General features: G+C 44.5%; 8 protein-coding genes. 1 reads left to right on the top strand and 7 read right to left on the bottom strand.

What is annotated here, in order from left to right:
* Window positions 1–21 precede the first annotated feature (21 nt).
* Window positions 22–879, top strand: coding sequence for an alpha/beta hydrolase (locus tag P2G54_RS11950; RefSeq protein WP_275871410.1), 858 nt, complete (start codon window positions 22–24; stop codon window positions 877–879).
* A gap of 9 nt (window positions 880–888) precedes the next feature.
* Here P2G54_RS11950 and priA read toward each other — a convergent pair whose 3' ends face one another.
* The 7 genes from priA to P2G54_RS11915 form a co-directional block, all read right to left on the bottom strand.
* Window positions 889–3,408, bottom strand: a complete 2,520-nt coding sequence (gene priA, locus P2G54_RS11945) for a primosomal protein N' (RefSeq protein WP_275871408.1) — start codon at window positions 3,406–3,408, stop codon at window positions 889–891.
* Window positions 3,409–3,412: 4 nt separating this feature from the next.
* Window positions 3,413–5,440 carry a thioredoxin domain-containing protein gene (locus P2G54_RS11940; RefSeq protein WP_275871406.1) on the bottom strand — a complete coding sequence of 676 codons (2,028 nt, stop codon included), beginning with the start codon at window positions 5,438–5,440 and terminating at the stop codon, window positions 3,413–3,415.
* Between the two features lie 63 nt (window positions 5,441–5,503).
* On the bottom strand, window positions 5,504–6,490 hold the full coding sequence (locus P2G54_RS11935) for a GSCFA domain-containing protein (RefSeq protein WP_275871404.1): 987 nt from the start codon (window positions 6,488–6,490) through the stop codon (window positions 5,504–5,506).
* A 58-nt stretch (window positions 6,491–6,548) separates the two neighbouring features.
* A complete protein-coding gene (locus P2G54_RS11930; RefSeq protein WP_275871402.1) occupies window positions 6,549–7,295 on the bottom strand; it encodes a DUF1835 domain-containing protein in 747 nt (248 codons plus the stop codon).
* 3 nt (window positions 7,296–7,298) lie between these two features.
* Window positions 7,299–9,371 carry a prolyl oligopeptidase family serine peptidase gene (locus tag P2G54_RS11925; protein WP_275871400.1) on the bottom strand — a complete coding sequence of 691 codons (2,073 nt, stop codon included), beginning with the start codon at window positions 9,369–9,371 and terminating at the stop codon, window positions 7,299–7,301.
* Window positions 9,372–9,374: 3 nt separating this feature from the next.
* Entirely contained in the window at window positions 9,375–10,682 is a 1,308-nt protein-coding gene (locus tag P2G54_RS11920; protein ID WP_275871398.1) for a D-alanyl-D-alanine carboxypeptidase, read from the bottom strand.
* A 168-nt stretch (window positions 10,683–10,850) separates the two neighbouring features.
* Window positions 10,851–12,263 (bottom strand): SusD/RagB family nutrient-binding outer membrane lipoprotein, encoded by a 1,413-nt coding sequence (locus tag P2G54_RS11915; protein WP_275871396.1) that lies wholly within the window; start codon window positions 12,261–12,263, stop codon window positions 10,851–10,853.
* Window positions 12,264–12,280: the final 17 nt, after the last annotated feature.

Genomic DNA, 12,280 nt, shown 5'->3' with positions numbered 1-12,280 from the left:
AAATTCCTTGAAACGAAAACTATGACCTTCAAACACCTGCTTATTGCTGCTTTTGTTGTTTTGCTTTTTCAGAATTGTGCGGTAAAAAGAGTAGAGCGAACCAAGGAAGTCCCCTATGTTTCTTCAACAAATGAATTTGGCTTTCCTGAAAAGCGACTGAATATCTTTGCTCCCCAAAAAGCAGTCAATCTTCCTGTGTTGATTTTTATCCATGGAGGTAGTTGGGAGCATGGGAAAAAGGAAGTTTATGATTACCTGGGCAATCGTCTGGCGAGGAGAGGAGTGGTGACTGTCATAGTGGATTATCCACTTGCTCCTGATTTTCAGGTCAAGGCCATGGAAGAGGCTACGCTAAGGGCGGTTGTTTGGACCAAAAAGAACATTCAAGCCTATGGAGGGGATCCAGAACAAATCTTTCTTGCCGGGCATTCAGCCGGTGGACATTTGGCGGCCTTGGCAACTGTAAAGGATGAGTTGTATCAAAAAGCCGGAGTCCCAAATCCATTACAGGGAACAATCTTGATTGATCCGGCAGGGTTGGATATGTATGGATATTTAGAGGAGACCAAGAATGGAGAGGGTAAAAAATACCTGCCAGTTTTTACTGAGGATCCACAGGTTTGGAAGGATGCTTCTCCCATTTACTTTTTGGAGAAGGAGGAAGTTCCCATGTTAATTCTGGAAGGGGAAAGGACCTACCCGGCAATTAGGGAAGGTAGAAAACGCTTTGTCCAGGAAGCCGAGCAACAACATCTGGATGTGGAATTGAAGATCTATCCCAAAAAGAAGCATATTCCCATGATTACCCAGTTTTTTTGGACGGGAAGTCAAGCATATCGGGATGTTTTGGATTTTATGGAGCGGGTAGTCAGGGAATAGAGAAGAGTCCTAGGATGGATCTACATCCACTATCCAACGAACCGATCTAAATTCTGGGATGGATTGAAGGTTTTCAAGAATTTGAGATAAGTTTTCCTTAAATATGCTTTGGGTGTTTCCGGACTTATCCAATTTAATTAAGCTCTCGAACTGATATTGGTTTTTAATTCTGCCTATGAGCGCTTTTTCAGGGCCAAGTACGATTTTTTTAACTGCTACCTGTGCCATTTCCCGGTGTAGGGCATTTGCGGCTTTTTCAGCAGTTTTAAAATCACTGTGTCGGGTCGTGATTTTTACCAATTTGACATAAGGAGGATAATAAAACTTCTTCCTGTCTTCCATTTCAATTTGGAAAAACTCATGGTAATCTCCATGGATTACCTGCTCGTAAAGTTGGTTTTCAGTGTTCCGGGTCTGGATGATCACTTGTCCTTGCTCAGAACGCCTGCCTGCCCGGCCTGCCACTTGGGTGATCTGCTGAAATGCCCGCTCTCCGGATCTGAAATCCGGGAAATTCAGAATTCTGTCTCCATCCCAAATACCAACGACAGTCACTCTCCCAAAGTCCAGTCCCTTGGTGATCATTTGTGTGCCAACCAGAATATCGATCTGACCTGCCCCAAATTCGTCCAACAGCCGCTGGTAGCCATATTTGTTTCGGGTGGTGTCCAAGTCCATTCTGCCAACTCTCGCCTCAGGGAAAAGCATTCTCAGAGATTCCTCGATTCGTTCCGTTCCCATCCCCATAGTGCTCAATTGGCTGCTTCCGCAAGCAGGGCAGGATTGGGGTACTTTTTCCTTGTAGCCGCAGTAGTGGCAGCGAAGTTCTTCAGAATATTGATGGTAAGTAAGACTGACATCGCATTGTACGCATTGTGCTGTCCATCCACAGTCCTCACATTGGATGTAGGGAGAATAGCCCCGCCGGTTTTGGAAAATCAGGATTTGTTCATTTTTACTCAGTGCATCTTGGATTTTCTCTCTGAGTATCCGGGTGGTATCCAGTTTCAGTAAGTTTTTCTTCCGGTCCCCTGCCAGATCAGCAAGATGGTAGTGGGGGAGGCTTGCTTCTCCAAAGCGATGAGGAATTTCTATGTACCCATATTTCTCCTGCCTTGCATTGAAGTAGGATTCAAAGGAAGGGGTAGCAGAGCCCAGGACTGTTTTTGCCTGGTGAAAATAGGCCAGCATAATGGCGGCATCCCTAGCCTGAAATCTCGGTGCAGGATCGAATTGCTTATAGCTCGCTTCATGTTCTTCATCCACGATGATCAGGCCGAGGCTGTCAAAGGGAAGAAAAATTGAAGAACGGACACCCACCACAAAGGAGAATCTTCCGCTCAATACGCCATTCCAGACTTCTACGCGTTCATTGTCTGAATACTTGGAATGGTAAACCTCCATTTGAGAACCAAAAACCTGCTGAAGCCTGCTCACAATCTGAGTGGTCAGTGCAATTTCGGGTAAGAGCAGCAATACCTGAGAACCACTTTCGATGACCTCACGGATCATCTGAATATAGATTTCGGTTTTTCCGCTTCCGGTGACCCCATGCAGCAAGACGGTTTGTTTGCTTTCAAACTGTTCTTTAATCTGAGTGAAAGCCTGTTTTTGTACATCCGAAAGTTGGGCAGCCTCTTTTTCCGGTTTTATTTCTTCAATCCGATTGACTACTTGCTTGAAGGATTCAAAGATGCCGTTTTTGATCAGGGTTCTGAGAGAGCTTTCTGAATCTCCTTCTTCAAGCAAAATTGCCTTTTCTACGCCCTTTGCATTGAGGTGGGGCTTTTGAAAGACCGGAACGTCTCTCAGGTATTTGAGTACTATGGACTCCTGTTTGGGTTTTCCGGAAACTCCTTCAAATACTGCCTCAAGAGCATTCTTGTTGGAAGCAATTTCTTCTTTGAGCCGGATCCGTGTCTCCACTTTCGGGGAGTACTTTTCCTGGACTTTTTCATAGATCAAGATGGCTTCCTTGCCAACCAGGCTTTTGAGAATGGGGTGGATGGTTTTGACACCCAGAATTTTTTCACAATCCTCATAGCTTAATTCATCTTGATGCTCCAGGGCCTCAAGAATCTTTTCTTCTCTCTCGTCAAGAGGATATTTGCTTTCTTCCCGTACAAAATTGGGGTTAAGCTGAACTTTACTTTCACTTGAAAGTCTCAATCCAGATGGTAGGGCAGCATGCATCACTTCCCCAATATGACAGCAGTAGTACTCTGCCATCCAAACCCAAAAACGGATCTGAAGAGGATTGACGGAGGGCTGATCATCCAAAACTTCCAGAATTGGTTTGGCTTCGTAAACCTGCGGTGGTTTAGCGTGAACCTTTCCTATAATTCCTGTTAGGATTTTTTTCTTTCCAAATTGAACGATAACCCGGGACCCTATTTGGATGCTGTCATGTAAGGATCTGGGGACCCTGTAAGTAAACATCCTAGGAATAGGAACTGGGAGGATAATGTCCGCATAGGCAAGACTACTTTCGTTTCCGGTAAATTCTTGATCTCCAAACAGACTTTCCACAGATTCAGCTTAAATAGGGGAGTTGAGAAAGGGCTTCCTCCAGACTATTGGCCGGCTTGCGGCAGGCATGGTCAAAGCAAACATAAATTAAGGCATTTTGAGCCGAATCAGGTGTTTTCCCCTGAAGAATCGGGGCATTTTCTGTCAGAGTTTCTGACCAAGCCAATACTGCATTGGGATGGTAGTTCTGTTGGAAATTCCGGGCTATATCACTGGCTCCATTTCCAAGGATGGCAATTTCTGCGGTCGGTACCAGTCTTTCCAAATAAAGAGTCGCCCAATTGCAAAGGAACCCGGGGTCTTTGAGGATCAGTTCCTTCATGCCTCCCAGCATTTTTCCTGCGATTTCGGAATACTTTTCCTCATAGGTGAAAAGGGAAAGCCTGTGAAGGTTTCGTGCCATAATGGAATTGGAGGAGGGGATGACGTTGTCGAAAAGCTCCTTTTTGTTGGCTATCAATTTTTCTGCTTTGGGGTTGTTGAAATAGAAATAGCTTTCCTTTTCGTCAAAGAAATTCTCCAGACAGAAATCCACCAATTCCTTGGCTTGGTTTAAAAAATGAACCTTCCCTGAAGCTTCATAAGCCATTAGCAATGCTTTGGTCACTGCGGCATAATCTTCCAAAAATGCCTTGGTATAAGCCTTCCCGTTTTTGTAGGAGCGGTGCAAAATTCCCTCAGGCATCATTTTTTGCTGAATAAATTCCAAATTGGAAAGGGCCAGATCCAAGAGTTGTTTTTCTCCGGTAGCATAGTAAGCTTGAATCAAGCCTGCGCTCATCCAGGCATTCCAGCCCGCAAGAACCTTGTCATCTTTACCCGGGAAAACCCGTTGGTTCCGGACCTCCAAAAGCTTGGATTTTACTTCAGCCAGCTTGTCCATTAGTTCCTTTTTGCTCATTCCAAATTCTTCGGCAATCTCTTTATAGCTTCTGGTTTGAAACAGAATATTGACGCCGTCCTCCCAATTACCATGAGGCCTTAAGTTGTATAATTTGCTGAGCCAGGGGAGTTCTTCTCCCACCAAATTCTGCAGTTCGGCATAAGTCCAAGTATAAAATTTCCCTTCCACTCCTTCACTGTCGGCATCTTGTGCAGCATGAAAACCCCCTTCTTCCTGAAGCATTTCTGCTTCCAGCCAGGCTGAAGTTTCCTGTACTTTTTCAAGAAAGAATGAATCTTGGCTTACCTGATAGGCCTTGGCATAGAGTTCCAAAAGCTGCCCGTTGTCATAGAGCATTTTTTCGAAGTGGGGAGCAAACCATTCTCCATCCACGGAATACCGGGCAAATCCCCCTCTCAGATGATCGTAAATTCCTCCTTGTCCAATCTTCCTCAGCGTAAAAAGGACCTTATCCAGCAGTTTTTGGTTTTTGCTCAAAAGGGCGTGATCCAGGGCAAAACTCCAAATGACAGGCATGGGAAATTTTGGGATTCTGTTCATCCCTCCCCATTCCGGATCAAACTGGGAGGAAAGCTTGGTGACTATTTCTGCCAATTCATCCTGATCCAGGTCCGACTCTACAGCACGGATTCCATATTTCTCTAATTCCGACCGGTTCAAACTTCTTCCAAAACCTTCAGCACTTTCGGCCAGTTGGTGTTCATGCTTGGCAAAGGCATCGGAAATATTGGCCAGAAGGTTTTTCCATTGCTCATTTTTGAAATAGGTTCCTCCATAAAATGGCTTTTGATTGGGCATCAGGAATACATTGAGGGGCCAGCCACCTTGAAGCCCCATGTTTTGCAGCGCATCCATGTAAATGTTGTCCAGGTCGGGCCGCTCTTCCCTGTCAATTTTGATGCAGATGAAATTTTCATTCATCAGTTCTGCTGTGAGTTCATCTTCAAAGCTTTCCCGCTCCATCACATGGCACCAATGACAGGCTGAATACCCAATGGAAACGAGGATGGGTTTGTTTTCCACCTCTGCCTTGAGTAAGGCTTCCGGTCCCCAAGGATACCAATCCACGGGATTGTGGGCGTGTTGTAGCAAATAGGGGCTTTGGCTATGGATAAGGCGACTGGGCATCTAGAAATTATAAATTGAGAATTGAAAATTTTTTCGATTTCGACTGGAAAATATCTCTCCCTTTTAAGGAAGGTTTGGGGGATTTAATGATTCTGACACGAATTTTATTTCTTTTGAAAAATCAAATTCTTCGTTCAATCGTTCCAGCTTTTGGAGTAAATTCTGAAGAAATTTCAGATGAGAGGGACTTTCCGGATTGAGTGGGCGGTGGACCAGTTCCCGCTGTATTTTAGATATTTTTCCAATTGTTTCTTGAGTTGCTGTGCTGAAAAAGGAGGATTTCCATTTTTTCCAGATATAGGATTCGGCCTCCTCAGTTGGATGTATTCTGTCACTTTTATAAAATCGGTAATCCCGTAGTTCATCCATCATGATTTCATAGGATGGGAAGTAGTTTACAAATGAGAACTGCTCTTCCAGTTTGGAACATAGGACTCTGAGCAGGCTTTTGCTGAGTTGGTTTTCAGGGATACCGTCTTTGATATGGCGAACCGGGCTGACTGTCAGAATGACTTTGAGCTTGGGGTTGGATCCGGTCAATTGTTTCAATAATTCAGCCATGGTGTTTTCCATTTCTTCCAAGCCGGTCAACCGTTTTCGGAAGATCTTTTGGGGCTGCTTATGGCAATTGGCTACCCGAATGTTTTCCTGCAGTTCATAAATCCAGGAAGTCCCAAAAGTCAGGATCAGATGACTTCCTTTACTTAAATATTCTCTGGTAATTTCTAATTGATGGCTGAATTTCTCGAGAAGTTCTGCTTCACTTTTTCCAAAGAGATCCGAATGGGCCAAATAATGGAAATAGGTCTCATCTCTTTCCAGAATCAGTTTTTCATCAATTGGATTTCTACGGATTGCCAAATCCAAAAGATCCCTTAGTGCCAAGGGATGAAAGATAGTGCCGAAGGGGTTGATGAAAATATCGAATTTGTGTTCTTCCATTTTCTCGCCCATGCTCTGCGCAAAACAAGATCCCATGCTCAGGACCTTGGATTGGTGCGAGATGGGGAAAGGGGATTGGGGAATCTCAAATTCGGTAAACCATTGCATGGGGTGAAGTTAATTAAACTGTGGCCGGCATTTTAAAATAGGAATACAAAAAGAAGCGTCATTGCCTTTCTTTTGGGATTTGCTCTAAGAGTCTTTTCACATGCAGATCTCCCAATCCGTAAATAGGAAGTCGCTTTTGGAATTCAGGAAAGATCACTTCAAAGTCTTCTGTTTTTAATTCATTTACAATCTCCCTTAGCGTTTCTATGGGTTTTCCTGGGAATTCTCCCAGTGGAATCATTTCCCTCCATGCCTCAATGGCCCGGAGAAGAAATGGGAATCTATCGCTGAATTTTTCTGCAAGATGTAGCGCCTCAAAAACTTCCTCTTTTTGGAAATAGGACCACATTGTTGAGAAAAGTATCAGGTCTTCTTTCTGAAGATGCTGGGCGGAATGGAACCTTTCGATAAGTTTCTGAGAGTCCAATTCCGCAAAACTGTATGGGTTTTCCGTTCCGGGAGTGACCAAATAGGCTTCATATACCCGGGAGGAAAGCATGTCTACGGCTTTCCAGAAATTGACCAGGCAAAAGAGGTCTTCTTCAAACCAAAGATAGACCTCGGAATCAACGGAGATATTTTTGATTTTCAGGATTTCATTTTTACTGTAGGATTCATAATCCGGACTAGGGCCAAAATTAGATTGGATGAATTTCTTCCGGGTTTCCCAGAATTTTTCTTCGGATTCAGCATCAACTGGTCCATCGATGAGGCATTCCCTGAAAACGATTCTTTCTCCTTGGATTTGGTCTGGGAGTAGGGATGCTAGGGAATCCCCATTGAGTATGTGAACCGAGTGCTTCATGAATTAGTCCATCAGGTGTTTTTTGAGGAAGTCCGCAGTGGCTTGGTTCACCCGGATCATATTGCTCCATTTCATCCAATGGTGTGTGTCTCCCGGAATCAAAATGGATTCGTAAGGCTTGCCTAATTCATCAAATCTCCGGATCAGATCCGTGCTGTGGCTGATGTTGACATTGCGGTCATCGTCTGCATGGATGAACAGTACCGGGGAGGTCCATTTGTCCAAGTCCGGCATAGGAGAGGATTTCCAGGCTACCTCTTTGGCTTTTTCATAATCAGGGGAAACTTCATATCCATCCGGCAATTCATATCGTTGATCCATGTCATGAACTCCGTGGATGTCCACACCCACCTTAAAAAGATCGGAATCCCGAGCCAGTGCCAGTGAGGTCAAATATCCACCATAGCTTCCTCCATAGATCCCTATTTTTTCGGAGTTCACCTGAGGCAAGTTTGCCAAATATTCTCCGGCAGCTTTGATGTCCTGATATTCCACAGCACCCTGATAATAACCATAGGCAGGCCGGTGAAACTCATATCCATAGCCAATTCCCAACCGGAAATTCACCGACAGAACCACAAAACCCTGTTCTGCCAGATATTGGTTGAGTGAGTAAGTATTTGAATAGTAATCCATGTAGCTCCAGCCCAATAGCATTTGCCTTTGTGGGCCTCCATGCACAAAGAGAACTGCAGGCTTTTTTACTGGTCCTCCGGGCTTTTCAAATAGCTGGGCATGTACCTTGGTGCCGTCCGGAGCAGTAAACACCACCTGCTTTGGGGTGACCAAACTGCTTTGAGGAAAATCCGAAGGAATGATGCTTTCCTGAAGAAGTCGGGTTTGGTGGCCTTCTTTCAGTGATACAAGATGAGAGCGCTGGGCTGTAGCGGAGAAAAATGCCATTTTCCCCTGATTCCCTATTGTCACAGGATAGGCTTCGATTCCCTCTCCTGAAGTTTCCCAGGTCAACTTTTTACTAGCAAGATCAATTGACCCAATATGTCTTCGGTCTATATCCAGTGCATGGTTTCCGGTATTGGCAGAGAAGACCAGTTTTTTACTGTCTGAACTGAGTTTTATCTGCTCTACCATGTAGTCTCCCGGGGTGAGGAGTAGGCTTTTTCTGCTTTTTACATCCAAGGAATAGAGGTGCTGCCAGCCGTCTTCATAGGATTCGAAGATGATTTCCCCGTTGCTTGGGAAAGCAAAGAAAGGATAGCGGTAGGAACCACGGAGGGTTTCTGGAGCTTTCCAAAGTTTTTCACCCTCGCCACTTTCTACATCTGCCAACCAGATTTCCCAAGGGATGTGGCGGGGTTCCAAAAGTGGAAAAGCGATACCCTCTCCTCCAAGGGTTTTGATAAAAGCAATTTTGGTCCCGTCTGGTGACCATTTAGGCTGAGAATAGCGGTGAAAAGAAGGAGCAATCCAATGAATTGGGGTCTCCTGATTTTCGTAAATCCCCACTAACTGATGTCCTCCCCGGTTGACGGTGAAGGCCAGTTTTTTTCCATCAGGAGAAAACTCCAATGAATTGACATTCCCTTTGATCTGAAAGAGTTGGGAAGACTTTTCTTTTCCGCCTAAATCGGCTTTCCAGACTTGGCCATTCTTCAGGAAAAGCAATTGGTTAGTGGGACCGATTGTAAAATTATCACCTTCCACAACTGGTTCGGCTTTTTTCGATTCCAGATTTATTTTCCAAATCTCAACTTTGGGAAGTACAGGGAGGTTTTGTGCATTGACCGTAGAGGATGCATTGCTCCCACCATGATCTCCACCTCGTACAAATACCAGCCAGTTTCCATCAGGTGTGAAGCTCAGACTGCTGATTTCCTGTCCGTCATCCTTGGAAAAATCAGTCATTTTCACTGGATTGAAATCCGGGCCTTCAGCAAAGTAGACATTTCTTTTGCCTTGCTCATTCATGGCCCAGGCGATCTTTTCCCCAGAAGGGGAGGAGGTTAGTTCAGATGGAAAGCTGAATTTTCCCACTTGCTCCATGGTGAAGGATTGGGAAAAGAGGTATTGAGAGATTAGAAGAAAGGAGACTAGAAAGAGGAGATGTTTTTTCATGGTTCAATACTTGTCGTGGATAAAATAGAGGACCTTTTGCAATTCAGTCTTCAGGTCATTGGAAGAAATGGCATAGTTGTTCATTATGCAGGAGAAGTGAAGGATTTTTCCACTTTTGGTAAAGAGGAACCCACTCAGTGCATTGCTCATACTCAGCGTGCCGGTTTTGGCATAAACGTAGGGTTCCTGCCCCGGATCAGGCGCATACCAATTTCTGATGGTTCCTGAAGATCCTCCTGCTGGAAAATAGGCTTTGATTTTTTCGAGTGGGACTTCTGCACGGATTTTTCCCAAAAGAGCCACAACAGTTCTGGGGGTAAACATATTCCTTGCTGAAAGTCCCGAACCGTCATACCAAAAAGGTTCGTCAGGAAGATCGGCTAGCAAGTTTTCCTTTGAATAAGCAATAGCATCACTTGTGCTGAGGGAGTTGGTAAGTTGGTCTGAGACCAGCAGCATCAATTGCTCCGCTAGAAAATTGTCACTGATTTTCATCATTTGGGAATAGATGCTGTCTGCAGGAGCGGTTAACAGTTTCTTAGGTTCGCTAGAAAGAAGGCGGTTGTTTTTTAGGAGCGTGACCTTTGTTTCCAAAAGCTTCGAAAGCATCGCTGCGGTCAGTTCAGCTGAAGTGACAAAGGGAATATCCGTTTCAAAAGGTTTCAGGTCGGGCTTTTCTGTGAATTGGTAGGAAAAATGGTTCTGATATCTGTCCCTTTTGAAATTAAAGCTTTTCCAGTTTTCAGTCTTGACAGCGGCTACAAAGGGTTTGAACCACTCTGGATTGATGGAGAAATATTGATCTCCTTCCGAATAGTTGAACCGGACCACATTACCATAAATCGGGAATGCCGAACGTTCGGTAGCATAATAGGCATTGTACCAATCCCAGGCCCAGCCTGGGCCAAAGGCATTGACCTGATCAAAATTGTCCAGCAGGAATAGTTGTTTGCTACTCTTTTTCAGGAAATCCAGAGCGACTTGGTTTTTCAGGTCAGGATGCAAAAAGCTCGGGTCTCCCGTTCCCCAAAAAATCAGGGAATCCCCACGTTCCAAATAATTCAGTCCGTTGACCAAACCGTCTCCCAGTACCGAATAAGAAGTGTAAAAAGTAAACAGCTTGGTATTGGATGCCGGTATGAAGTATTTATCTGAATTGATGTCGACCAACACCTTGTCGTTCTCCGGGTCCAGTAGCATAAACCCTAGGTGCCCTTTATCGAAAACATCAGATTTGGTAAGGGATTTATTGATTTTTTGGACCGTACAGGAACTGGCGAGCAGCAAAAGTCCAAGAAGAATTTTTTTCATCTGTTTAAAATTGTTTTTTATCGGTCCTCCGATGCATCTCGGGAGGGATCTCACATGCTTGATACTTCTCCATTCGTAAGAGCGTATTCTTCATGCCCGGTTTCATATGCTTAAAATAAAAAAAGTCTCCTGCTTTAAGGCAGGAGACTTAGAGGATTAATCAAATTTTCACTGGTTCCACCAAATTCGATCCAGTAGGGTAACCGATGGGACATTGTTTCCGTTCCGGCTAACTTCACTATCAGGATAGGCAAGTCTTCTAATGAATTGATTGTTAAGATTTGGATTTAAATTTTCTGGAAGGGTCATGTTCTTATAAGCATAATCAAAACGACGGGCATCGTTCCAAGTTTCCGGATGTAAGAACAGGGCAACCCATTTTTCCTTCATGATATCGTCCAAAGTCAGAGCATCTTCACCCATACTGACACTTGGATCTGCTAGGTAGCCAGCCTTCTCACCAGCTGCTACTCCCAACATATCCATATGGGCTTCAATACCTGCAAGGTATGCGGCGTATGAACGGGCTTTATCAGTGTCAAAAGCTGCTTCCGCCTCAATGAATTTAAGTTCGGAGTAAGTTGCAATCAATATTGGGGAAAGGGTGGAGGTGTAAAATTGTCCCGGAATCAGCGTGGAGCGTGCTCCTTGTTCTGGGGCATCTCCTCGTCCAGCTCCGTTGACTGTACCTACGAATTCACCCTCATCAGTTGTTCCTACCATAAGCGGAAGTCTGGGATCCACTGTTGGGTAAGAGGTACCGTCAAGAGCTTCAATAAATTGTTCGGAAATCCAACCTCCCAAAAGCAAGTTGGAATTGTTGATAGCTACCTGTGCCCAAGGATTGAATCTTTGCTCAAAGAAAGTTACGGAGGCATCGTCAGCATTTGAGGAAAAACCATTGTTCACTGCATTCAGTACCTCTGAGGCATTGTAACCATTTCCTCCTTTGGTGTGGATGAGGAAGCGGGCCTTTAAAGAATATGCAAACTTGATCCAGTTGTTCACGTTTCCCCCAAAGATGAAGTCATCACTTCCCATGGAAATAGAGGTTTGGCCCTGAAGGTTGGTAATACCTTGATCCAACAAGCTAATGATTTGAGCGTAGAGCTGCTGGTCATCATCATAGGATGGTGTTACCGTCTCAAAATTAAAACTTTGAGAGTAGGGGACATCTCCGAAAAGGTCAACGGTCATTCCTAGGTTCAAGGCCATTAGTATTTGAGAAGCGCCCAAGTAATGGCTGGCTCCTGATTCTTCGGATTTACGCATAATCTCATTCAAGTCTGTCATGACATTATAAAGACTAAACCAAGTTCCACTGAAATCGGTAGGGTCCATGACATCCGAACCGCTGTTTGGGTTTGGGGAAGCCAAATATTGTACATAATTGCTCGTGGCACTACCAATCCTGTAGACATTTAGAGCCGTCTCATAGGTACTATTGGTCATCAACCCGGAGATTGGTGCATCTTCAGGGTTGTTTGGATTTTCATTGACATCCAAAAATGAATCGCAAGCTGAAGCGATCAATATCAGGGATGCGCCTAAAATCGCAGAAAGTTTATTTGTAAAGTTCATTTTTGCGTGGTTTAGAG

It is taken from the genome of Algoriphagus sp. CAU 1675 (assembly GCF_029222925.1).
In the GTDB taxonomy this organism is placed as follows: domain Bacteria; phylum Bacteroidota; class Bacteroidia; order Cytophagales; family Cyclobacteriaceae; genus Algoriphagus.
This window is presented reverse-complemented; position numbering and strand designations above follow the sequence as displayed.